Below are 21,763 nucleotides of genomic sequence, written 5' to 3'. Positions count from 1 at the left end.
TGATGCCCTCACCCCAACCCTCTCCCACGGGAGAGGGAGAAAAGCACTACTTCGCCTTAACCTTCCCCGCCACCAGCAGCGCGGTCAGCAGCATCAGCGTGCCGGAAATTACCAGCGGCGAGGTCAGCCCCAGGTGGTCGAGCGCTACGCCGCCCACCGCCGCGCCGCAGGTATTCGCCAGCTGGATCACCGCCACCTGAATCGACCCGGCTTTTTCCGCCTGATCGGCAAGCGAGCGGGTGATCCACGTCGACCAGCCCACCGGCACCAGCGCAAAGGCAAAGCCCCAGATAATCGCGATCGCCGAAGCCACCCACTTATCGCTGCCCCACAACACCAGCACCGCGGCGCTGATCGCCAGCACCAGCGGGGCACCCGCCAGCGCCACCTTCAGGGAGCGCTTCAGGAACTGGGACGACAGCGAGGTGCCGACAAAACTGGCGATCCCGAAGCTCAGGAGCACCAGCGTCAGGCCGTCCACGTCAAAGCCCGCCATGGTCATATACACCGGGCGGATATAGGTGAAGAAAGCAAACTGCCCGGCAAAGGCCATGAAGATGGCGGTCATCCCCGCCAGCACGCCGGGGCGCTTCAGCAGCGCGAACATGTTCTGTTTGTGGTGCGCCGCTTCCCCCGGAAGGGACGGCAGCGCCTTCCACACCCAGATAATGCACAGCACGCCCATCACCGCCGCCGCGTTAAAGACGTTGCGCCAGCCGATAATTCCACCGAGGAAACTGCCCAGCGGCGCGGCGATCACCAGCGCGATCGAGACCGCACCGAAGATAACGGACAAGGCTTTTGGCACCGTACGCGCGGGCACCAGGCGCATGGTCAGCGAGGCGGACATCGCCCAGAAGCCGCCTAATCCCAGCCCCAGACAGGCACGGCCGAGCAGCAGCAGGGTGAAGCTTTCAGCGAAAGAGACCAGCAGGCAGGAGAGCGTCAGCAGCACGCTGAACAGAATGACCACCTTGCGGCGGTCGATGGTGCCGATCGCCTGGGTGATAAACAGGCTGGCGAACATCGCCACAAACGCGGTGACGGTCACGGACTGCCCCGCCACGCCCTCGGAAATGCCCAGATCCTGCGCCATCGGCGTCAGCAGGCTGACCGGCAGGAACTCGACGGTGATCAGGCAGGCGACGCAAAATGCCACGGAGAAAACCGCCGACCAGTTGGGGCGTGAAACCTCTTTGGCCTGCGGTGTAGTCGTGGGCTGGGTATGTTCTGTCATGGCATCACCTGAAGATAAAAACGTGCGGAAAAGTCGCGCAGTTTATCATCAAAAGTGTGACGAATTTAACGTTTCGACAACTTTTGTCGTTTTTTAATGCCGGGCGGCGCTTTGCTTACCGGGCAAAATTACCCGCGAGCCTTAAGAGCGGCATTCGCCAACCCGACAATCCACTCCTGATGCCCGTTAATCATTGGGTTCGGCACCGTGCGCGCTAATTCCTGCGCCGGCACGCCTTTCTGCGACTCCTGAGTCAGAATGCGCACGCGGTTTCCCGGCAGGTCTTCAAACAGCCAGGCGTGGATCACGTCCAGACGCGAATTCGCATCCCCTTCTACCCAGCCGTGCCACGCGATACGCGCGGCTTCGCCGTCCACGGGCGGAACATACTCCGTCACCTGCGCTTCAACCGGGAAGCCGAAGGTGGTGAAGCGAAAGCGGGCGTTGGCGCTCAGCGCCGGGCCGCTGCCGTCGTGAAAACGGATATCTTCGGCGTTGCTGTAGTAGTTCGGCCACAGGGTGGTGTCGTTAAGCTGCGCCCAAATCTCTTTTGCGCTCAGCCCGGCGACGATGATTTCGTTGGATGCAAAGTTATCGGTGGTGCCGGGCAGGTAGTCGTTCGGCCAGATAATGGCGGATTGTTTCATGGTTCACCTCATCGGTTAGTTGATAAGGTGATGGTGCGCCTGCGGGTGATATAAATCTAATGACGATGCTTTATACTCTTCATCACGTTTCGTGATATCAGTGCAGGTAAAACACGCCCTCTTCCGGCAGGAAAAGCTGGTTGTAGCGCAGCTGGAAGGCGTTAAGCTCCTGCGGGTCAGGCTCTATCTCGCGCATAAAGCCGAGCGCGAGGCGGATTTGCGCGTCGGTGATCGGCGCGGCCAGACGGGCTTTACGCAGCATGCGGTGCCAGGTATGCAGATTCTCTTCGCTGGCGTCGACGATGCAGACCTGCCAGATCAGCAGCACCTGAGCGGCATTTAGCAGATGCGCCTCGTCGGGGCGTTCAAGATAGCGGATAAACTCATTGCCCGGCGTTTTACCGAACTGGTAAATCATCGACTCGACCGGCATCGGGGTGATCCCCAGCCGCTCGCTTAAACGTTTGATGGCGCGGCGGGAGTCTGAGGTCAGGACACGAAATCCAACCACAAACACCACGGCAAGCGTTGCCAGCATTATCCAGACCATGCGTTCTCCTTAGACTAGCCGCCCATCATAGCGGGAAACGCAGTGCGTCAACAGCGGGCAGCGCCATAATAGTAAACGGAAAAGAGGTGGAAAAACGTCATGAAAGCGGATCTGCGCACGCTGGATCTTAACCTGCTGAAAACGCTGGATGCCCTGCTGGACGAACGCAGCGTCACCCGCGCGGCGGCGCGTCTTGCCCTGACCCAGCCAGCGGTAAGCGGCATGCTTAACCGCCTGCGGGATTACTTTGAAGACCCGCTGTTTATCCGCGCGCCGCACGGCATCGTGCCTACCACCCGGGCGGAAGCGATGGCGGCTCCCGTCAAACGCATTCTGGCAGATATCGACGAGCTGCTTCAGCCGATCGCCTTTGATCCGCTCACCGCAACGTTCACCTTCACGCTTGCCGCGACCGACTACGCCCTGCGCGCGGTCGTCGTGCCGTTTATCGCTGCGCTTAAGGTACAGGCGCCGGGTATTCGCGTGCGCGTGGTGCCTGTGGAATCTGACCGTCTGGTCAGCCAGCTCGAACAAGGCTCTGTCGACGTGGCGCTGATCACCCCGCACACCACGCCTGACGAGCTTCACAGCCGGGCGCTTTATGATGAACGGTACGTTTGCATGATGCGTGCTGACCATCCGGATGCCGGACAGCCCATGACGTTAGACCGGTTTTGCGCCCTGGAGCATGTGCTGGTCTCTTACGAGGGCGACGGTTTTCGCGGCGTAACGGATGGCGCGCTGGAGAAGACTGGCCGAACGCGGCATGTTGGCTTATCGGTGAGTAACTTTTTAGTCCTGCCGGACGTGCTGGCCCTCAGCGATATGATTGCCGTTGTGCCATCACGCATAGCGGAAAAGCAGACGGGGATATTCGTCTGCGAGACGCCGGTTCCCGTGCCCGGCTTTACCAAAAGCATGGCCTGGCACGGCAGAACGCACCGCAACCCCGCGCAGGCGTGGCTGCGCGGGCTGTTGCTGGAGACCAGTCAGCGCGCCTGAAGCCCTTTCAGCAGCGCCTCGTGGAAGCGAGCAGGATCCTGCATCTGCGGCGCGTGGCCCATGTCGTTAAATTCAACCAGCGTCGCATGCGGAATACGCTTCGCCGTCTCTTTACCCAGCACCGCGTAATTGCCGAGCGTCTTGCGGATCTCCGGTGGGGCGAGATCCTTCCCGATGGCGGTGTTGTCCTTCGTGCCGATCATCAATAATACCGGCATCTTCAGCTCGCTAAGTTCATAGACGACCGGCTGGGTATAAATCATGTCGTAGAGCAGCGCCGAGTTCCACGCCACGCGCGCTTTGCCCGGCCCGTTGTTTAACCCGGCAAGCATGGTGACCCAGCGCTCGTACTCCGGCTTCCACTCCCCGGCGTAGTAGGTGTTTTTCTCGTACTGACGAACACCGTCGGCACTGACCTTCAGCTCACGCTGGTACCACTGGTCGACCGTAATATGCGGCACGCCGCGCGCTTTCCAGTCTTCAAGCCCTATTGGGTTCACCATCACCAGCTGCTCCACCTGCTGCGGCCACATCAGCGCGTAGCGGGTCGCCAGCATGCCGCCGGTCGAGTGGCCGACGACCGTCACGCGATCAACGCCGAGCGTTTTCAGCAGCGCGTGGGTATTATCAGCCAGCTGCTGGAAGGTGTACTGATAATGCTCCGGCTTAGTGGATTTGCAGAAGCCGATCTGGTCGGGTGCAATCACGCGATACCCGCTGGCTGAAAGCGCGCGGATCGTTCCGTCCCAGGTACCGGCGCAGAAGTTTTTGCCGTGCATCAGCACCACGGTGCGGCCGTTGGGTTTTTCCGGTTTCACGTCCAGGTAAGCCATATCCAGAGGCTGGTTCTGCGAGGTAAAGGTAAAGTGTTTGACCGGCCAGCCGTAGTCAAAACCTTCCAGCTTCTCGCCGTAGGTGGGGGCATTCGCGGCCATTGCGGGGGAGGCCAGCGCCATCAACAGCGCCAGGCAGGACAATCGTCGGGTCAACATGCAAGCTCTCCGTTAGCAAAAAGGGCTAAGGCTGCACGAAAGGCGGCAGCAAAAAAACTGTAGAGCATGGAGAGGGGCGGGTGTGTAAAGCGGGGTAAAGGTAAAAGGCAGGCCGTGAAAAATAAAAAAGCCCGGCATCACACACCGGGCAAAGAAGTTACCTGCACACTCAGGCTACTTTTAATTTCTGCGCACGATTCTCGCGGCGGATCTTACGCTCTTCCAGCACCGCAACCATCGCCATCAGGACGATACAGCCAATCGCTGCCGCATCCAGCGCGGCGAAGGTGCCCGCCCAGCCGGTGAGGCCGAAAATTGGCGTGCCGTCGGCGATCATGCCCAGACCGAGCTTGGCGAAGCTGTCGCCGATCAGGTAAGCGAAGGTGCCCTTAATCCCATCGGCTGCGCCGATCGCTTTTTTCGGCACAAAGCCAACCGCCGCCACGCCGATCAGCAGCTGCGGACCGAACACCAGGAAGCCGAGCGCAAACAGCGACGCCAGGTAAACGTACTGGTTGCTGGCGTGCTGGTAAACGCCGAGCGTGGCGATAATCAGCGCCAGCGCGACGCAGGCCACCAGCGCGCGACGACCGTTGGCGAGGTCCGAGAGCCAGCCCCACAGCAGGGTACCGACCAGCGCGCCTACTTCGAACAGGGTGAAGCCCTGAATCGCCACCTCTTTCGAGAGCTTCAGCTCCTGGAAGGCATACACGGTGGACCACTGGTCGATACCGATACGCACCACGTACAGGAAGATGTTCGAGAAGCAGAGCAGCCAGATCACTTTGTTTTTCAGCACGTACTCAACAAAGATCTGCCATTTGGACATCTCGTTTTCTTCGGTCTCTTTGTCCTCCTCGCTGATCTCCTCCCCGAACAGCTCTTCAGCTTTGCCGAGGCCGTACGATTCCGGTGAGTCGCTGCCGAAGCGCAGGCCGATGAAGCCGACAATCAGGGCGATAATCGACGGGAAGATAAACATGCCGATCACGTGACCGTCGAACAGGTAGTTCGCGCCGAACAGCGCCACGCCTGCCGCACCCGCTCCGCCGAGGTTGTGTGAGATGTTCCACATGCCGAGGTAGGAACCCCGCTTGCGGCGCGGGGTCCATTTGGTGATGGTGGAGTAGCTGCACGACCCGCCGGTACTCTGGAAGAATCCGCTCAGGGCGTAGAAGGCGATCATCAGGAACAGGCTGACGGAGCCCGCGCCCATGCTGGCGCTGAAGCCGAGCATACAGATAGCGGAGAGGATCAGCATAAACGGCAGGAACTGCTTGGTGTTTTTGCCGTCCGCGTAGTAGGACACAACCGTTTTCCCCACGCCGTAGGTGATGGAAAAGCCCAGGCCAATCATCCCCAGCTGCGTCATGCTCAGCCCGTAGGTGGAGATCATGTCGTTCTGCGCGATGTTAAAGTTTTTGCGGATCAGGTACATGGTCAGGTAGCCGATGAAGACCACCAGATAGGACTGCATGAACGGTTTGAACCACATCTTGCGCCGCACGTCGAGCGGCAGATCCAGGGTCGGCTTGCGCACCTGATTTAAGAAGGCCAGCATGACTGAGTTACTCCTGAGCTGATTTTTGCAGCATTGTAAAAACCAGCCAGGAGAGATGCCTGAGACAGCGTCCAGGTGAAACCGGGAAAATTTCTTAGTTTTGCGCGTCTCGGCAGCAAAAGGTGAGGCGCGTCACGCTTCGCGCGGTGCCTGCGCGTGCAAAAACGGCAGCAGCAGCAGGGCGGAGATGCCCGCCGCGATGGCGATCACCGCGAAGAACCCGCTCCAGTGCCAGATGTCGATCACCCGCGCCAGCGGCCAGCCGGAGAGCGATGCGCCGAGGTAGGCAAACAGCCCGACAAAGCCCGTCGCCGCGCCTGCCGCCTCTTTGTGGGAACACTCCGCCGCCGCCATGCCGATCAGCATTTGCGGGCCAAAGACGAAGAAGCCGATGGTGAAGAAGCACGCCGCCTGCATCACGTAGCTGGCGAACGGCATCAACCACAGCGACCCGACGGAGAGCAAAATCCCGGCGGCAAAAATCAGGTTCATCGGACCGCGGTTGCCGTTGAACAGCTTGTCCGAGCCCCAGCCCGCCACCAGCGCGCCGATAAACCCGCCCAGTTCAAACATGGTCACCGCCGAGTTGGCGGTCACCAGGTCCACGCCGAGCGTTTCGGACATGTACAGGTTGCCCCAGTCGTTGATGGCCGCGCGCACCACGTAGACCAGCACGTAGCAGAGCGACAGCAGCCAGATGTACGGGTTTTTCAGCACGTATTTGGTGAGGATCTCCTGGCGGGACATCCCGGCCCCTTCCTGCTGCTGGGCGATCTCCATCTCGTCGTGCCGCCAGTCGCCCACCGGTGGAAGGCCGACGGTTTGCGGCCTGTCGCGCAGGCGCCAGCAGAGGAACAGCCCGGCGACAATCGCGAGGCCACCGGCAATCATCATCCCCGCGCGCCAGCCGTAGTGCAGCGCCGCCGCGCCGACCACCATCGGGATCAGCGCCCCGCCGACGTTATGCGCGGTATTCCAGATTGCCCACCAGCCGCCGCGCTCGTTGCGTGAGTACCAGGCGGTGAGCAGGCGGGCGCAGACCGGCGCGCCCCAGCCCTGGAAAAAGGCGTTCAGCGCCCACAGCAGGGCGAAGGCCCACAGCGAGGTGGAGAAGCCAAACAGGATGTTCACCACCCCGGTGGCGATCAGCCCGACGCCCATAAAATAACGCGCGTTGGAGCGGTCGCTGACGATGCCGGAGAAGAACTTCGACAGCCCGTAGGTGATGTAAAACAGCGTCGCCAGCAGGCCGATATCGGTGCGCGTCATCACGCCGCTGGCGAGGATTTCCGGTGCGGCGGCGTTGAAGCTTTTGCGGGTGAAATAGAACAGCGCGTAGCCGAGCCAGATGGTAATCAGGATATGGCGACGCCAGTAGCGGTAGCGGGCATCGATTTCCGCTTTGTTGCTTAGCGGGGCGGCGCTGGCGGGGGTTTTAAACATGGTGTGTCCTTAACGGCAAACTGACGCTGACGCGCGTCCCGTGGGTGCAGGAGATCGTCAGCGTGCCGCCCAGCGCCTTCACTCGCTCGCGCATCCCCGCCAGGCCAAAGCCCTGCTGCCCGGAGCCCGGCGGCAGGCCGCAGCCGTCGTCTTCAATCACCAGCATCAGGCGCTCGTCCTGCTGCCAGCCCTGGATCGTTACCGCGCTGGCGCTGGCGTGTTTGACGATGTTGTTCAGCCCTTCCTGGCAGACGCGGAACAGCGTCACACGCTGGCCTTCACTCAGCGCAGGTTCGTTAATGCGCCAGTCGAGATGGCTGACAATCCCGCGGCTCCCCAGCTCCATCTCGCGCATCAGAGAGCGTATCGCCTGCTCGAGCGAGAGATCGTCAAGCTGGCGCGGGCGCAGCCGCCCTAACAGGCGACGAACGGAATCATAGACGCCCAGCGAAAGCTGTTCGATATGCGCCCCGCCCTGCTTCACGCCCGCATTTTCTGCCGCCAGGCGCTGGACAATGCCCGCCTGGGTGCGGATGGCGGTGATGGTCTGGCCGATGTCATCGTGCAGCTCGCGAGCAACCTCCTGGCGCACGCTCTCTTCCGTCTCCAGCAGACGCTCCGCCAGACGGCGGTTGCGCGCCAGCTCGGCTTGCAGAGACTGGTTCAGCTCGCGCAGGCGCTGTATGCCCGCGCCGAGCAGCAGCCCGGTCAGGCTCTGGGCCAGCAGCGAGAGCAGCAGATCTACCGGGTGATCGTGCCAGGTCTGGCTGGCAATCAGCGCGATGGCGTTCATCAGCGTGGCGATCAATGCGCCCTGCCAGCCGTAATGCCAGGCAAGGGCGATGATCGGCAGCGCCAGACAAAACGGCGTGAAGCGTGATAATTCAGCGGGCAGACCAAGCTGCAACCACAGGCTCACCACAAACAGCAGCAGATACCAGATCAGGTGCCGGGCGCGCCAGTTCACCGGCTGGGAGACCAGCACCGGGCCGAGCGGCTGCCAGACGGTGCTGGTAAGGTAATGCCAGAAAACCAGGCAGGTCGGGGCCAGCGTCAGGCCGCCGGTGAGGGTCAGCAGCAGGGCGTTGAGCCCCTCCTTTTCACCCACCCACGGCAGGGACTGCAACAGCGCGGCGGCAATCAGCGCCGCACCCTGACGCAGCAGCGTGCGCCAGTCGCGCTGGTGACGGTAGCGGGAAATCAGGGCGACCGGGATAAGCGTGAGCAGGCTTCCGGTCATCAATAAAGGCAGGTGCGCGAGGGCCACTTCCTGCGCCAGCCAGATCAGCATCAGCCACTCTGCGCCCAGCAGCACCGGCCAGTAGCCGCGCGGGCATTGCAGCATTAGCCCCAGCCGCAGGCCAAAGGGGAACAGCAGCACCGCCAGCTCCGGGCGCTCGACAAGATGCAGGCTGATACTCCACAGACAGAACCACGCGGCGGAGAAGATGAAAAAGCTGGCAACAACGGCGATCAGCCGCGAAAACAGGGAGTTCATTGCCAGCTGTCAAACATACGGCGCGCCAGCTCGACATCGTTACTGACGTTGAGTTTTTCCATCAGGTTGGCGCGATGAACGTGAACGGTCTTTGGCGACAGCCCCAGCTCTACGGCAATCTCTTTCACCGACATGCCCTGGGCAAGTTTCTCTGCCACCTGGCGCTCGCGTCTGGTGAGCGGATCCTGCCGTCCCGCCGCCAGCTTGATGGCAATATCCGGCGTCAGGTAGCAGCCGCCGGTGGAGACGGTACGCACGGCGGCAATCAGCTCGTCCGGGCTACAGCGTTTAGAGAGAAACCCGCGCGCCCCCGCGTTGAGCGCCTGCTCGACCAGCGCCGGGCTGTCGTGGACCGAGAGCATAATCGTCGCCATCCCTTTCGGCAGCTGGCTTAACAGCTCCAGCCCGGAGAGGTCCGGCATTGAGATATCGCAGATACAGACCTGCACCCCGCGTCCCGGCAGGCCCGCCAGCGCCTCGCGTCCTGAGCCAAACTCGGCCACGACCTGAAAATCCGGTTCGAGGTTTAAAAGCTGGGCAAAGCCGGAGCGAACGATAAGGTGGTCGTCGATAAGGGCGATGGTGGTCATGGTTTGATCCTGATGCGTGAACGCGCCGGATGGCGGCGCAAACGCCTTATCCGGCCTACGTGTAACGTCCTTGCAGGCCGGATAAGCGCAGCGCCATCCGGCAAAAGCCTCTTACCTTAAGTGATTTACTCAAAAAACACCGCAATTTTGTTAAACATGGTGGGATCGGACTGGTTGCGTGCCACTTTGGTGACGTCCTCCAGCTTGTCGATCTGCGCCATCATCTGCTCCAGACGCTGGTCGTCGTTCACCAGTAGCCAGATGCGGCTGTGCTCGCTGCCCTGAATCGGCAGGCACAGAATGCCTTCCACGTTAAACGCCCGACGGGCAAAGAGCCCACAGACGTGGGTCATGACGCCTGGGTGGTTGCGGACGGTGAGTTCCAGAATGACGTTATCACATTGTTTCTGCATGGCTTATTCCCCCACCATCTCAGTATTTGCCGCACCCGGCGGCACCATCGGATACACTTTTTGTTCAGGGTCGATACGCACGTGGATCAGCGCCGGGCCAGGGCGAGAAATCGCATCCTGCAACGCCGCGTGGGCATCTTCTTCGGCGTTCAGATCGCAGGTGTGCAGGCCAAAACCAGCGGCAATCTGCATAAAGTTGATCATCCCCGGATAGGTCGCCGCAAACACGCCCTGCTTGTAGAACAGGCTCTGCTGCTGGTGCACCAGACCCAGCGCCTCGTTGTTCATCAGAATGATTTTGACGTCTAACTGGTTTTCGGCCGCCGTCGCCATCTCCTGAATATTCATCATCAGGCTGCCGTCACCGGAGAAGCAGATCACCTTGCGGTCCGGGTTGGCGAGCGCCGCGCCAACCGCTGCTGGCAGGCCGAAGCCCATGGTGCCAAGGCCGCCGGAGGTCAGCCACTGGCGCGGACGGTTCAGCGGATATGCCTGGGCGGTCCACATCTGATGCTGGCCGACGTCGGTGGTGATAATCGCGCTGTCATCCACGCAGGCGGCAACGGCGTTGATAAGACCATAGTGGCTCAGCGGGTCGCCCTCGGTTGGGATAGCGCCCGGGAACTCCCGTTGCAGATCGGCTACCAGCTGGCGCCAGTCGGCGCGGTCGGTTGCCTCCGTCTGCGGGATCAGCTGCGCCAGCACCTCGGCCACGTCGCCCTGGATCGCCACGTGCGGCTGCTTGATTTTACCCAGCTCGGCGCGGTCGATATCCACGTGAATGATTTTGGCGTTCGGGCAGAACTGCTCGGTTTTGCCAATCGCCCGGTCATCAAAACGCGCCCCCATAACTATCAGCAAATCCGCCTCTTGCAGGATGTAGTTGGTGCTGCGCGCGCCGTGCATGCCCAGCATGCCGAGAGAGAGCGGGTGCGCTTTTGGCAGCATACCCAGCGCCATCAGGGTCATGGTGGTGGGCAAATTAGCTTTTTCAGCGAACTGGCGGATTTCATCCGCGGCGTTGATCGTCCCGCCGCCCAGATAGAGCACCGGGCGTTTGGCGGCGTTGATCATCGCCGCCGCATCGCGCACGCTCTCAGCGCTGAATTCTGGCGCGGGGGCACGGTCACCCGGCTCCGGCAGAACGTCGATCTCAATTTCTGCGGTCTGGACATCCTTAGGAATGTCTATCCACACCGGGCCCGGGCGGCCAGACTGCGCAATGCGGAACGCATCGCTGATAACCTGAGGCAGCTCGCTGATATCGCGAACTAAATAGTTATGTTTGGTGATGGGGATAGAGATGCCGTAGGTGTCGACTTCCTGGAACGCATCGGTGCCGATCATCGAGGACGGCACCTGGCCGGTAATGCAGATCAGCGGAATGGAGTCGAGACGCGCGTCGGCGATGGCGGTCACCAGGTTAGTGGCGCCCGGCCCGCTACAGGCCATACAGACCGCCGGTTTACCCTGGGTACGCGCCATGCCCTGGGCGATAAAGCCTGCGCCCTGCTCGTGGCGCGCCAGCACGTGGCGGATCTGTGTGCTTTGGCTTAACGCATCATACAGCGGCAGTACGGTCCCACCCGGGATGCCCGCAACGGTGGTGATGCCCTGTCGTTCCAGTAAATGAACAATCAGCTGCGCGCCTGTAAAACGCGTCTTGGTGGATGTTGTGCCCGAACTTGCCATGCTCCAGTCCTTTTCTTCTGAGCCAGCCTTCCGGGGAGGGTCCTAAACGAAAAACCCCGCCCGGTTTGCGCCGGCGGGGTTTTGGATTCGTGTGTTGATCCAGTCCCTACGGCGCATTGCCGACGACCACCACCACACGCACGACGACCACTGCGGCAGGTTGCGCAGTTTTTAGTAGGGTCGAAGTGAAGATGGATGAAGTCATTGGGGACCTGTGTTTGGAATCATTGATTGAATTTATACAAACACAGGTTTTCGGATGTGACAATGGAAATATTTTCATCTGCGCAAAAATGCGTCAGGGATCACGTTTCAGTACGTTGCTCGCTCATTCCAGGTGTCACTATAGATGACATTGCCGTCGCAATGCTTCCAGGTGATTTTCTCGTAGCGTATGAGAACCGTTTCAAGGTGGGTTCCGGTGTTTGCGCCGGGATACAGGTCTGGTGTGATTGAGGTTATTTTCACATTCTCCAGGAAGATATTAAAATACTCCTGTTCAAAACCCGCCTCATTAATCTGATACATCTTAATAGTGGCTGACTTGAGCGTTCTTCCCGTACTCAATGCGCGAAAGAGAAGCGGGGTTACACGATCAAATTCTTTTTGAAACATGATGGGCATGTGTATACGCGTACCCGTCAATTTCCCGGTATTCCCGTCGACCGGGACGTTGACATTATGAGTGAACGTTTTAAGTTCAATTGCACCTTCACGCCCTGACACAAGGCAAGGGCCAACCATGGGAGAACCATTTTCATCTTTTAAAAACAAATAAGCTGGGTTTGACATAAAAATCCTTTTAATAACATTTAATCGTATTTATCAAAGTGGCCAAAAATCATCGGGTGAACAATAATAAACACAACGATAGCAATGAATGTTAGTAAGACCCAGTGGTCAGGTACCAACCACAGGAACAAAGAGGCGCACGCAAAAATATAAACAGGGAATAAAATATCCGTAAATAGAATTGATAACAGACTTTTAAACATGCTCCTTGCCCTTTAAGTCTTTATAAATTGCATCGAAATACTTATAGAATCCCAACTGCACCTTCTTAATGAGTTCAGACAGGAAAGGCTCAAAAAAGTAGTAAAGCATCTCCAGTTGTGCGGCATAGAGGGTGGCGTAATACTTAGGGTCCAATGTTTTCAGGCGACGAGCAGCAAGAGCGCACTTCTGTTCCGTTCCAATCAATTGAAGCGCCATGACAACGTTAGGTACGCGGCGTGCAAGCCGTTCGACGACGATTTCAGACAGCAGGCCAGATTCGGAAAGGGATTTGGCCAGACCCCATGCTATCGCTAAACGCGCGGCCTTGCTGGTCGGTATGTTATTAACAAGCCCGGTTACTTTTGAATCCGTCTTACGAACGCGATTGTGTTCATTTCCATTTTCAGAATCGGAAATAACACTTTCAAAATAAAGATATAGCATGTGGGCTATTACATCGCGATAACGGTAAAGCGAGAGAATTGAGAGGTACATTCTCTTTTCTTCTGAGAGAAGCTCGTCACACACATCGTGATAGCTGGGGATTAAGCATGATGAGTACCAACTTACACGCTCAATTCCTGAGTAAATATCAGAGCCGATCCCCTGTAATGCTTTCCACGTCCCTGCAACGCCCTGCTGCCCATAAATAGCCAACTGCCTGTCGCTTTGGAACTTCATCTTTAAATAATCAGATGCCTGCATAATGTATCCATACTATACGTGTGGTTATAGATAGTACAATGAAAAATCGAATGATTCAAATTAAGGAGGGTTAACCCCGCAAATATTTAAGAAAAATATAAATTAGTTCATTATTATTTACTGCAATTATAGTCGATACCATTTTTTCACTTTCAGAAGAGTATTGATGTCTGGAATGAGTTTATGTATTGAGAGACGTAAACTTGTATAAGTGGCCTAGAACCAGAACCACTGCTTATTAGAACTTATTAAATTAATCATTGAATCATACTGCATGCCAGCCGCACCCATTGCCAATAAGTCAACAAGCACCTTTTCTGGGCTGCCCTGAAAACAAAAAACCCCGCCTAAGCGAGGTTTTTATCAGGGTTTTGCGGTTGGTTGCCGCAGAACACACTGTGTTACGTCAACGCGAAAAGTATACGCGATCGAAGACGAACGCGCAATTCCGGCACGGATTTTGACGTTTTTGAGTATGGATCGCCTTCCAAATTTTGTCCATAAAATACTGTTCATACATACAGTATTTATCTATACTGAGGGTGTTCGCAGTGAGCGAGGGGGCCGCAGTTTACCGGCGCAACAAAGTCCTGGCTGAAACGGGTGGTGCCGTCAGTGCCTTAACCCCTGAAGTGAGCACACTGTGTTACGTCAATCCAGGTGCTGGCCACAGGCGGCGGAAAGGTACGCCAGCATCGTGCTCCTTTTAACCAAAAGGAGACGCGTATGAGCGTCGTGGATATGGTCATACTTGTCCTCAAACTCATTGTTGCTGTATTGCAACTGCTTGATGCTGTCCTGAAATACGTTCGGTGATTCAGGTTCAAGTCGCACCTGAGAGGGGCGGGCAACCGCCCCTCTTTAATAACGAGGGAATGCTATGTCGCGTCTGTTAATTGAGCCCGTCACGCCCGATGAACCCGGGTATATCGCCCTGAAGGCGGAGAGTATCGCGTTGAATTTCAATATGCTGCGCAGGCTGGAAGAGAACTGGCAGCGGGGTGAAAACCGCTTTAACGCGCCGGGTGAAAAACTGCTGGGGGCGTTTCTTAACGGCAGGCTGGTGGGCGTGTGCGGCCTTAATCGCGATCCGTTCAGCCAGCAGCCGCGCGCCGGACGTATTCGTCATCTCTACGTCAGCGAAAAGTGCCGTGGGCAGGGCATAGGCAAACAGCTTTTGACCGTGGTGATGGCGGATGCCAGCATCTGGTTTGATTTTCTTAATACCCATGCGCCGGAAACCGCGTACGGATTTTACCATCGGGCGGGCTTCAGGCTGGTGTCAGACGAACCCCGGGTGACGCACCGCCTTTTTTGCGCAGTGTAAGCGGCTGGCAGCATCGACGGGTGAATGTTACAGTTGGATGACATTTCACCAACCGATACGCCATGACCATCACCGTTTTCTGCATTTTACTGTTCGCCGCACTGCTGCATGCCAGCTGGAACGCCATCGTTAAAGCCGGAACGGATAAACTCTACTCGGCGATCGGAGTCAGCGGTTCAGCCGCGCTTATTGCCCTGATTTTACTGCCCTTCTCTCCTCAGCCAACTGCCGCAAGCTGGCCATATTTGTTCGTCTCCTGTGCGTTACAGGTGGTGTACACCGTGCTGGTAGCGAAGACCTATCAGGTCTCCGACATGAGCCAGACCTACCCCCTTATGCGCGGGACGGCCCCCCTGCTGGTGGCGCTGATCAGCGTATTGGTGCTCGGGGATCATCTCTCCTGGCTTGCCTGGTCCGGCATTGGGGTCATTTGTCTGTCGATTCTGGCCATGGCGATGAACGGCCGCATGCAGTCACGCAAGGGGATCTGGCTGGCGCTGCTGAACGCCTGTTTTATCGCCGGGTATACCCTGGTGGACGGCACCGGTGTGCGACTCTCGGACACTGCGCTGGGCTATACGCTCTGGACCTTCTTTATGAACGGTTTCTGCCTGCTGAGCTGGGCAATGGTGGCACGGCGTCGCGAAGCGTCCAGCTACCTGCGCCTGCACTGGAAAAAAGGGCTGCTCGGCGGCGTCGGGACGATGGGATCTTACGGTCTGGCACTCTGGGCGATGACCCAGGCACCGCTGGCTGTGGTCGCGGCACTGCGTGAAACCTCTATTCTCTTCGGCGCATTAATCGCATTTGTGCTTTTAAAAGAGAAGGTTGCCGGCCTGCGCATCGCGGCGGCACTGGGTATTGCTGCCGGTGCGGTCCTGCTGCGCCTGGCGTAATTCGCTGGCAACATTAGTTGCCGATCTTGTTTACAAATCCTGCCTTCACGCCTTCTGTCATTCATCACAGTAATGCTTAAATTGTCATCTCTCTGTGGTAGATTCCTCGCGCATTTATGGGAATGCGTAGTCACTTATTCTTTATTTATCTCTTTTGGCAAAAGTATTCAGCGACATGAAAAAGCAACGGAACGTGAACTTATTGTTGATGCTGGTGTTACTGGTGGCCGTCGGGCAGATGGCACAAACCATCTACATTCCGGCGATTGCCGATATGGCAAAAGATCTGAGCGTCCGCGAAGGTGCAGTCCAGAGCGTGATGGCAGCCTATCTGCTGACCTATGGCGTTTCACAGCTGGTTTATGGTCCCCTGTCCGATCGCGTCGGGCGTCGTCCGGTTATTCTGGTGGGCATGAGCATTTTCATGGTAGCGACGGTGATTGCCATTACCACTCACAGCCTGACCGTCCTGATTGCCGCCAGCGCCCTTCAGGGCGTGGGCACCGGCGTTGGCGGGGTTATGGCGCGTACCCTGCCGCGTGATATGTACCAGGGCACACAGCTTCGTCACGCCAACAGTCTGTTAAATATGGGTATTCTGGTCAGCCCGCTGCTGGCCCCGCTGATTGGGGGTCTGCTGGACACCGTCTGGTCCTGGCGCGCCTGTTACGCCTTCCTGCTGGTGCTGTGCATTATTGTCACCTTCAGCATGGCGCGCTGGATGCCGGAAACCCGCCCAAAAGACGCGCCGCGCACGAAGCTCATCGCCAGCTACAAAACGCTGTTCGGTAATGGGTCCTTTACCTGTTATCTGTTGATGCTAATCGGCGGCCTGGCGGGCATTGCGGTGTTTGAAGCGTGTTCCGGCGTGCTGCTGGGCGCAGGCCTTGGCCTGAGCAGCATGGTGGTGAGTATTCTGTTTATTCTGCCGATCCCGGCGGCGTTCTTCGGCGCATGGTTCGCCGGACGTCCGAACAAGCGTTTCTCCACGCTGATGTGGCAGTCGGTGATCAGCTGTCTGCTGGCCGGGCTGATGATGTGGATCCCGGGGCTGTTTGACGTGATGTCGGTCTGGACGTTGCTCATCCCGGCGGCGCTGTTCTTCTTCGGCGCGGGCATGCTGTTTCCCCTCGCCACCAGCGGCGCGATGGAGCCGTTCCCGTTCCTCGCAGGCACGGCAGGCGCGCTGGTGGGCGGTTTGCAGAACATCGGTTCCGGCGCGCTGGCCTGGCTTTCGGCTATGATGCCGCAGACCGGGCAGGCGAGTTTAGGCTTGCTGATGACCCTGATGGGGCTGCTGATTTTGCTGTGCTGGCTGCCGCTGGCGTCGCGTGTCTCGCATCACGAACAGCCGGTTTAACCGCATGATGGCCCGGCTTCTCGCCGGGCTTTTCACAGACGGGCGCAATCATCGCCTGCAATAGCCGCTCTGGGGCAGGCCGCCACGCCCCCTCTTCCCCGTCATAAAACTGAACATCGGCGTTTATTGCATACGGGATGTTGGCCTGTTGCAGCTCGCACGCCATAAACGTGGCAAACGCCATCTGCGAGGCGGTTGGCGTCAGGCTTTTCGATTCGCCCACCCCCCAGCCGCCAACCCAGCTCACATGCCCGGTTTTTTGTTGCCAGTGCAGCGCGGCGTTGATTCGGTTACGGATAGCCGCTTTCTCAGCCGCAGTTCCGGACGTCCACGGGTATTTACCGTTCGTTTTCAGCGGGCCCCAGGGGAAAATATGCCACTCCGCCAGCAGGTAATTCTGGCTGTGCGCGGGCAGCTTCAGGCTGGATAAATCCTCCGGCGCGGCGCGCAGACGAGGGGCGATAAAAATCATGCGGCTGGCATCAATGGCGTGAATGTCTTTGATCGCTTTCTCATACACCCGGTTGAGCGAAGCAACGTTGTGGTTGAGCTTGTCCGCCGGTTCGTAGATCAGGTCAAAGCCCAGCAACGGCGAGCGCTGACCAAAATAGTGCGCCACGGCAATCCACCAGTTAATCACCTCTTTTTCGGTATCCGCTTTCGGGTCGTTTTTATATTCATCGGCCTGATAAGCGATGATGGGGATGACGCCGTATTGCTCGCAGGCCTCCACCAGCTTACGCAGGTGAATCAGCCGCGCTTCCGTCGGTTCGCCCGCCACCCGAATACGGACATGGTGTATGCCTTTCGCCTGAAAATCACGGACCACCAGCGGGTCGAACTCGCGGATACCGCGCTCGGTGCGTGCCCAGTCGACATCCATTCCGACGCCCAGCATCTGCGCGTAACGGGCAGCCGTCAGCGGCGGCTCAGCGGCAATCGCCCAGCCGGAAGAGAGTAAGATCGCAGTGGCAATAAAAGGCTTTAACACGGTTTACCCTGGATAAATCAAAAGCATTACCTGTATTTAGCACGCTTTTTCACATTTGGTGTAGAGCGAAAGCGTAATAATTCTTCAACCCGCCAGCTCTCTTAGCCAGCCGATAAAGGCGTCAATTTTCGGCCACTGACGGCCGGGAAGCGTTGAGACGTAATAATGCTGATGGCACTTGAGAGTTTTCCCATCAAAGGGTGCGATCAACTCCCCCCGTTCGAGACGTTTTTGCACCAGCCGCTTTCTCCCCATCGCCACCCCCACATTATTCATGGCCGCGATAATGGCTAAATCAGAGCGATCGAAGCCAATACCCGATGATAACGGCATATTCGCCGCGTAATGCTGCGCCCAGCTCAGCCACTCATCCGTACCGGAATCATTGCTCCAGGCCTGACGGTCGTGCAGCAGCGTGCAGTGGCTGAGGTTATGGGGGTTTTTCAGCAGTTCATGCTCCCGGGCATACGCCGGCGAGCAGACGGGCAAAATCTCTTCATCCATCAAAAAGTGATGAGAAAGGTGGTTTGGCGGCGTATCGTCGAAATAGAGCGCCAGATCGATGCCGGTTCGCTGCATGTTGACGTAATCATTACCAGTCAGAATAGTAAGTGAAATCGACGGGTAGCGGCGGGTAAAATCCCCCAGCATCGGCACCAGCCAGCACTGGGCGATCGACGGCCGGGAGTACACCGTTAGCGTACCTGACAGCGCCTGGTTTTTAATATCCAGGATCTCCTGATTCAGGGTGTCGAGGGACGATTTCAGCGTCCAGTAAACGCGCTTGCCTTCCTGCGTCAGCTCCACTTTACGGTGTGAGCGGACAAACAGCTGAATGCCCAGCTCCTCTTCCAGCAGATTTATGCGGTGGCTCACCGCGCTGGGGCTGAGCGACAGCTCCGCCGCCGCCAGCGCGAAGGACTCATGCCGGGCGGCCACTTCAAAGGTGTACATTTTCGACAGTTGCCAGCCGTTTAACAGCCGGTTTCTGCCTTCATTCGCATCGGTCATCACAATTCCCACACGTAATTTCTGCGTTCAGCATACCGCTCAAGAATGAATTTATGTGAACCTAATACGAGTTAAGTGCGCTTTTTAGAACACAGTCACTCAGTTGATCCAATCTGGCTCATCTGAACGCCAATTTATATCGTTTGTCAGCCCACGCCGTTTTTTCGTCCAATACCCCCAGATGACATAAGGGTGAGGTGAGATATGGGATCTCAGGTCTGGGTTGTGGCAACGCTGCTTGTCAGCATCGTATTGATTGTTTTAACCATCGTAAATCTGAAGTTTCACCCGTTCCTCGCGCTGCTGCTGGCAAGCTTTTTCGTCGGCGCGATGATGGGGATGAGCCCGCTGGATATGGTGAACGCCATTGAGAGCGGGATTGGCGGTACGCTGGGCTTCCTGGCGGCGGTTATCGGTCTTGGCACTATTCTCGGCAAAATGATGGAAGTCTCCGGCGCGGCAGAGCGCATCGGGATTACGTTGCAGCGCTGCCGCTGGTTGTCGGCGGACGTGATTATGGTCCTGGTCGGCCTGATCTGCGGCATTACGCTGTTTGTGGAAGTGGGCGTGGTACTGCTGATCCCGCTGGCGTTTTCCATCGCCAAAAAGACCAACACGTCGCTGCTCAAGCTGGCCATTCCGCTCTGTACCGCACTAATGGCAGTGCACTGCGTGGTGCCTCCGCATCCGGCCGCGCTGTTTGTCACCAATAAATTAGGGGCGGACGTCGGGACAGTGATTGTCTACGGTCTGATGGTGGGCCTGATGGCGTCTCTGGTTGGCGGCCCGCTGTTCCTGAAGCTGCTCGGCGATCGTCTGCCCTATAAGCCGGTTCCGGCGGAATTTTCAGACCTGAAGGTGCGGGAAGAACACACGCTGCCGTCGCTGGGCGCCACGCTGTTCACCGTGCTGCTGCCGATTGCCCTGATGCTGGTGAAAACCATTGCCGAGCTGAACATGGCAAAAGAAGGCACGCTTTATACCCTGCTGGAGTTTATCGGCAACCCTATCACCGCGATGTTTATCGCCGTGTTTGTCGCCTACTACCTGCTGGGGATCCGCCAGCACATGGGCATGGGCGCAATGCTGACCCATACGGAGCACGGCTTTGGCTCTATCGCCAACATTTTGCTGATTATCGGCGCGGGCGGCGCGTTCAACGCCATCCTTAAAACCAGCGGTCTGGCGGAGACGCTGGCGCATATTCTCTCGAACCTGCATATGCACCCTATCCTTCTCGCCTGGCTGGTGGCACTGGTGCTGCACGCCGCCGTGGGTTCGGCAACGGTAGCGATGATGGGTGCCACGGCGATAGTGGCGCCGATGCTGCCGCTCTACCCGAACGTAAGCCCGGAGATCATCACCATTGCCATCGGGTCCGGCGCTATTGGCTGCACGATCGTGACCGATTCTCTCTTCTGGCTGGTGAAGCAGTATTGCGGCGCGACCCTGAACGAGACCTTCAAATACTATACGACGGCGACGTTTATCGCCTCGGTGCTTGCACTTGGCGGCACATTCCTGCTTTCCTTCATTATCTGAGCGCGAAGAGACGTACTATGGAAAACGCAACTATCACTACTTTAACCGCACAGTTTCCTCTGGTTGAGGATCTGATTGCCCTGAAAGAAACCACCTGGCTTAACCCGCGCACCACGACGCTGGCGGAAGGATTGCTGTATGTCGGGCTGACCAAAGCCGACGTGGACGACGCGCACGCGCGCCTGAAACGCTTCGCGCCGTATCTGGCGAAAGCGTTCCCGGAAACGGCGGCAACGGGCGGGATTATCGAATCCGACCTGGTCGCGATCCCGGCGATGCAGGCGCGGCTGGAGAAAGAGTCCGGTAAGGCCATTCCAGGCACGCTGCTGCTAAAAAAAGACAGCCATCTGCCGATCTCCGGCTCGATCAAAGCGCGCGGCGGCATCTATGAGGTGCTGACCCACGCGGAGAAACTGGCGCTGGACGCCGGACTGCTGAGCGTCGAAGACGACTACAGCATCCTGCTGGAGCCGCGCTTTAAGGATTTCTTCAGCCAGTACAGCATCGCGGTGGGCTCAACCGGCAACCTGGGGATGTCCATCGGCATTATGAGCGCCCGCATTGGCTTTAAGGTGACGGTGCATATGTCCGCCGACGCCCGCGAGTGGAAGAAAGCCAAACTGCGCAGCCACGGCGTGATCGTCGTGGAATATGAGCAGGATTACGGCGTGGCGGTGGAGCAGGGACGCAAAGCGGCGGAAAGCGATCCGAACTGTTTCTTCATTGACGATGAAAACTCCCGTACGCTGTTCCTGGGCTATGCGGTTGCTGGCGAGCGCCTGAAGGCGCAGTTTGCCGAGCAGGGCCGCGTGGTGGATGCCGATCATCCCCTGTACGTCTACCTGCCGTGCGGCGTCGGTGGTGGCCCCGGCGGCGTGGCATTTGGCCTGAAGCTGGCCTTTGGCGATAACGTCCACTGCTTCTTCGCGGAGCCAACGCACTCCCCGTGCATGCTGCTGGGCGTTTACACCGGGCTGCACGAAGAGATTGCGGTGCAGGATCTGGGCATTGATAACGTGACGGCGGCGGACGGTCTGGCGGTAGGACGTGCCTCCGGCTTCGTGGGCCGCGCGATGGAGCGCCTGCTCGACGGATTCTATACCCTCTCCGATCAAAGCATGTACGACATGCTCGGCTGGCTGGCGCAGGAGGAAGGGATTCGCCTGGAGCCGTCGGCGCTGGCGGGGATGGCCGGGCCGCTGCGCGTCGATGCCGATGAGAACGTTACCCACCTGGTGTGGGCGACCGGCGGCGGCATGGTGCCGGAGGATGAGATGGCGAAGTATTTAGCTAAAGGGAAGTAATTATGC

21 protein-coding genes and 1 pseudogene are annotated in these 21,763 nt (G+C 58.2%); 7 read left to right on the top strand and 15 right to left on the bottom strand.

Annotated elements, in window-relative coordinates; genetic code table 11:
* Positions 1-46 precede the first annotated feature (46 nt).
* The 3 genes from nepI to ACQG1Y_RS00210 all read right to left on the bottom strand — a co-directional run bounded on the left by nepI (position 47) and on the right by ACQG1Y_RS00210 (position 2,434).
* On the bottom strand, positions 47-1,237 hold the full coding sequence (gene nepI / locus ACQG1Y_RS00220) for a purine ribonucleoside efflux pump NepI (RefSeq protein ID WP_015570108.1): 1,191 nt from the start codon (positions 1,235-1,237) through the stop codon (positions 47-49).
* Between the two features lie 128 nt (positions 1,238-1,365).
* The gene (locus ACQG1Y_RS00215) at positions 1,366-1,884 is read right to left on the bottom strand and encodes an SRPBCC domain-containing protein (RefSeq protein ID WP_047741035.1); all 519 of its coding nucleotides are present in this window, start codon (positions 1,882-1,884) and stop codon (positions 1,366-1,368) included.
* 97 nt (positions 1,885-1,981) lie between these two features.
* On the bottom strand, positions 1,982-2,434 hold the full coding sequence (locus tag ACQG1Y_RS00210) for a DUF1198 domain-containing protein (RefSeq protein ID WP_414234757.1): 453 nt from the start codon (positions 2,432-2,434) through the stop codon (positions 1,982-1,984).
* A 99-nt stretch (positions 2,435-2,533) separates the two neighbouring features.
* Between ACQG1Y_RS00210 and ACQG1Y_RS00205 the strand changes: the two genes are divergently transcribed.
* The gene (locus ACQG1Y_RS00205; RefSeq protein WP_058688751.1) at positions 2,534-3,436 is read left to right on the top strand and encodes a LysR family transcriptional regulator; all 903 of its coding nucleotides are present in this window, start codon (positions 2,534-2,536) and stop codon (positions 3,434-3,436) included.
* Here the strand turns inward: ACQG1Y_RS00205 and ACQG1Y_RS00200 are convergent.
* The 10 genes from ACQG1Y_RS00200 to ACQG1Y_RS00155 all read right to left on the bottom strand — a co-directional run bounded on the left by ACQG1Y_RS00200 (position 3,424) and on the right by ACQG1Y_RS00155 (position 13,326).
* Entirely contained in the window at positions 3,424-4,428 is a 1,005-nt protein-coding gene (locus ACQG1Y_RS00200) for an alpha/beta fold hydrolase (RefSeq protein WP_045338707.1), read from the bottom strand. The genes ACQG1Y_RS00205 and ACQG1Y_RS00200 overlap by 13 nt on opposite strands.
* Positions 4,429-4,597: 169 nt before the next feature.
* Complete coding sequence (gene uhpT / locus ACQG1Y_RS00195; RefSeq protein WP_032668898.1) at positions 4,598-5,989, bottom strand: hexose-6-phosphate:phosphate antiporter; 1,392 nt, start codon at positions 5,987-5,989, stop codon at positions 4,598-4,600.
* Positions 5,990-6,121: 132 nt separating this feature from the next.
* Positions 6,122-7,432 carry an MFS transporter gene (locus ACQG1Y_RS00190; RefSeq protein WP_058688752.1) on the bottom strand — a complete coding sequence of 437 codons (1,311 nt, stop codon included), beginning with the start codon at positions 7,430-7,432 and terminating at the stop codon, positions 6,122-6,124.
* Entirely contained in the window at positions 7,425-8,930 is a 1,506-nt protein-coding gene (uhpB, locus tag ACQG1Y_RS00185; RefSeq protein ID WP_426736523.1) for a signal transduction histidine-protein kinase/phosphatase UhpB, read from the bottom strand. Before uhpB ends, ACQG1Y_RS00190 begins: the two co-directional genes overlap by 8 nt.
* On the bottom strand, positions 8,927-9,520 hold the full coding sequence (gene uhpA, locus ACQG1Y_RS00180) for a transcriptional regulator UhpA (RefSeq protein WP_003861054.1): 594 nt from the start codon (positions 9,518-9,520) through the stop codon (positions 8,927-8,929). Before uhpA ends, uhpB begins: the two co-directional genes overlap by 4 nt.
* Before the next feature lie 125 nt (positions 9,521-9,645).
* Entirely contained in the window at positions 9,646-9,933 is a 288-nt protein-coding gene (ilvN, locus tag ACQG1Y_RS00175; RefSeq protein ID WP_015570113.1) for an acetolactate synthase small subunit, read from the bottom strand.
* A 3-nt stretch (positions 9,934-9,936) separates the two neighbouring features.
* Positions 9,937-11,625, bottom strand: a complete 1,689-nt coding sequence (gene ilvB / locus ACQG1Y_RS00170) for an acetolactate synthase large subunit (protein ID WP_015570114.1) — start codon at positions 11,623-11,625, stop codon at positions 9,937-9,939.
* 106 nt (positions 11,626-11,731) lie between these two features.
* The gene (ivbL, locus tag ACQG1Y_RS00165; protein WP_057979964.1) at positions 11,732-11,830 is read right to left on the bottom strand and encodes an ilvB operon leader peptide IvbL; all 99 of its coding nucleotides are present in this window, start codon (positions 11,828-11,830) and stop codon (positions 11,732-11,734) included.
* A 107-nt stretch (positions 11,831-11,937) separates the two neighbouring features.
* Positions 11,938-12,417 carry an Hcp family type VI secretion system effector gene (locus ACQG1Y_RS00160; protein WP_045339525.1) on the bottom strand — a complete coding sequence of 160 codons (480 nt, stop codon included), beginning with the start codon at positions 12,415-12,417 and terminating at the stop codon, positions 11,938-11,940.
* A 195-nt stretch (positions 12,418-12,612) separates the two neighbouring features.
* Positions 12,613-13,326 carry a hypothetical protein gene (locus ACQG1Y_RS00155; RefSeq protein ID WP_058688754.1) on the bottom strand — a complete coding sequence of 238 codons (714 nt, stop codon included), beginning with the start codon at positions 13,324-13,326 and terminating at the stop codon, positions 12,613-12,615.
* A gap of 726 nt (positions 13,327-14,052) precedes the next feature.
* Between ACQG1Y_RS00155 and tisB the strand changes: the two genes are divergently transcribed.
* The 4 genes from tisB to emrD all read left to right on the top strand — a co-directional run bounded on the left by tisB (position 14,053) and on the right by emrD (position 16,909).
* Complete coding sequence (gene tisB / locus ACQG1Y_RS00150; RefSeq protein ID WP_017383683.1) at positions 14,053-14,142, top strand: type I toxin-antitoxin system toxin TisB; 90 nt, start codon at positions 14,053-14,055, stop codon at positions 14,140-14,142.
* A 64-nt stretch (positions 14,143-14,206) separates the two neighbouring features.
* Positions 14,207-14,653, top strand: a complete 447-nt coding sequence (locus ACQG1Y_RS00145) for a GNAT family N-acetyltransferase (RefSeq protein WP_003861064.1) — start codon at positions 14,207-14,209, stop codon at positions 14,651-14,653.
* A 62-nt stretch (positions 14,654-14,715) separates the two neighbouring features.
* Positions 14,716-15,549, top strand: coding sequence for a DMT family transporter (locus ACQG1Y_RS00140; RefSeq protein ID WP_015570117.1), 834 nt, complete (start codon positions 14,716-14,718; stop codon positions 15,547-15,549).
* A 175-nt stretch (positions 15,550-15,724) separates the two neighbouring features.
* Positions 15,725-16,909, top strand: coding sequence for a multidrug efflux MFS transporter EmrD (gene emrD, locus ACQG1Y_RS00135; RefSeq protein WP_015570118.1), 1,185 nt, complete (start codon positions 15,725-15,727; stop codon positions 16,907-16,909).
* On the opposite strand, the pseudogene ACQG1Y_RS00130 reads toward emrD, so the two are convergent.
* A pseudogene (locus ACQG1Y_RS00130) lies at positions 16,815-17,900 on the bottom strand (cellulase family glycosylhydrolase); the annotation flags it as partial. The gene emrD and the pseudogene ACQG1Y_RS00130 sit on opposite strands and share 95 nt — an antisense overlap.
* A gap of 84 nt (positions 17,901-17,984) precedes the next feature.
* The gene (dsdC, locus tag ACQG1Y_RS00125; protein WP_023302824.1) at positions 17,985-18,911 is read right to left on the bottom strand and encodes a DNA-binding transcriptional regulator DsdC; all 927 of its coding nucleotides are present in this window, start codon (positions 18,909-18,911) and stop codon (positions 17,985-17,987) included.
* A gap of 204 nt (positions 18,912-19,115) precedes the next feature.
* Here dsdC and dsdX point away from each other — a divergent pair, with 204 nt between their 5' ends.
* Both dsdX and dsdA read left to right on the top strand, forming a co-directional pair.
* The gene (dsdX, locus tag ACQG1Y_RS00120) at positions 19,116-20,453 is read left to right on the top strand and encodes a D-serine transporter DsdX (protein ID WP_058688755.1); all 1,338 of its coding nucleotides are present in this window, start codon (positions 19,116-19,118) and stop codon (positions 20,451-20,453) included.
* Between the two features lie 17 nt (positions 20,454-20,470).
* Positions 20,471-21,757 (top strand): D-serine ammonia-lyase, encoded by a 1,287-nt coding sequence (gene dsdA / locus ACQG1Y_RS00115; protein ID WP_058688756.1) that lies wholly within the window; start codon positions 20,471-20,473, stop codon positions 21,755-21,757.
* The last annotated feature ends 6 nt before the right edge of the window (positions 21,758-21,763 follow it).

Origin of the sequence: Enterobacter cloacae complex sp. 397G4, assembly GCF_050031515.1 — a bacterium.
In the GTDB taxonomy this organism is placed as follows: Bacteria; Pseudomonadota; Gammaproteobacteria; order Enterobacterales; family Enterobacteriaceae; genus Enterobacter; species Enterobacter hormaechei_C.
The sequence above is the reverse complement of the archived record's forward strand: the minus strand, read 5'-3'. Positions and strand labels throughout refer to the sequence as shown.

Bases quoted from the DNA above. Each gene is read 5' to 3' on its own strand.
- ACQG1Y_RS00215 (WP_047741035.1), bottom strand. From the start codon at position 1,884: ATGAAACAATCCGCCATTATCTGGCCGAACGACTACCTGCCCGGCACC.
- ivbL (WP_057979964.1), bottom strand. From the start codon at position 11,830: ATGACTTCATCCATCTTCACTTCGACCCTACTAAAAACTGCGCAACCT.
- ilvB (WP_015570114.1), bottom strand. From the start codon at position 11,625: ATGGCAAGTTCGGGCACAACATCCACCAAGACGCGTTTTACAGGCGCG.
- ACQG1Y_RS00210 (WP_414234757.1), bottom strand. From the start codon at position 2,434: ATGGTCTGGATAATGCTGGCAACGCTTGCCGTGGTGTTTGTGGTTGGA.
- ACQG1Y_RS00200 (WP_045338707.1), bottom strand. From the start codon at position 4,428: ATGTTGACCCGACGATTGTCCTGCCTGGCGCTGTTGATGGCGCTGGCC.
- uhpT (WP_032668898.1), bottom strand. From the start codon at position 5,989: ATGCTGGCCTTCTTAAATCAGGTGCGCAAGCCGACCCTGGATCTGCCG.
- ACQG1Y_RS00160 (WP_045339525.1), bottom strand. From the start codon at position 12,417: ATGTCAAACCCAGCTTATTTGTTTTTAAAAGATGAAAATGGTTCTCCC.
- ACQG1Y_RS00190 (WP_058688752.1), bottom strand. From the start codon at position 7,432: ATGTTTAAAACCCCCGCCAGCGCCGCCCCGCTAAGCAACAAAGCGGAA.
- emrD (WP_015570118.1), top strand. From the start codon at position 15,725: ATGAAAAAGCAACGGAACGTGAACTTATTGTTGATGCTGGTGTTACTG.
- uhpB (WP_426736523.1), bottom strand. From the start codon at position 8,930: ATGAACTCCCTGTTTTCGCGGCTGATCGCCGTTGTTGCCAGCTTTTTC.
- ilvN (WP_015570113.1), bottom strand. From the start codon at position 9,933: ATGCAGAAACAATGTGATAACGTCATTCTGGAACTCACCGTCCGCAAC.
- ACQG1Y_RS00155 (WP_058688754.1), bottom strand. From the start codon at position 13,326: ATGCAGGCATCTGATTATTTAAAGATGAAGTTCCAAAGCGACAGGCAG.
- ACQG1Y_RS00205 (WP_058688751.1), top strand. From the start codon at position 2,534: ATGAAAGCGGATCTGCGCACGCTGGATCTTAACCTGCTGAAAACGCTG.
- tisB (WP_017383683.1), top strand. From the start codon at position 14,053: ATGAGCGTCGTGGATATGGTCATACTTGTCCTCAAACTCATTGTTGCT.
- dsdA (WP_058688756.1), top strand. From the start codon at position 20,471: ATGGAAAACGCAACTATCACTACTTTAACCGCACAGTTTCCTCTGGTT.
- ACQG1Y_RS00140 (WP_015570117.1), top strand. From the start codon at position 14,716: ATGACCATCACCGTTTTCTGCATTTTACTGTTCGCCGCACTGCTGCAT.
- uhpA (WP_003861054.1), bottom strand. From the start codon at position 9,520: ATGACCACCATCGCCCTTATCGACGACCACCTTATCGTTCGCTCCGGC.
- nepI (WP_015570108.1), bottom strand. From the start codon at position 1,237: ATGACAGAACATACCCAGCCCACGACTACACCGCAGGCCAAAGAGGTT.
- dsdX (WP_058688755.1), top strand. From the start codon at position 19,116: ATGGGATCTCAGGTCTGGGTTGTGGCAACGCTGCTTGTCAGCATCGTA.
- dsdC (WP_023302824.1), bottom strand. From the start codon at position 18,911: ATGACCGATGCGAATGAAGGCAGAAACCGGCTGTTAAACGGCTGGCAA.
- ACQG1Y_RS00145 (WP_003861064.1), top strand. From the start codon at position 14,207: ATGTCGCGTCTGTTAATTGAGCCCGTCACGCCCGATGAACCCGGGTAT.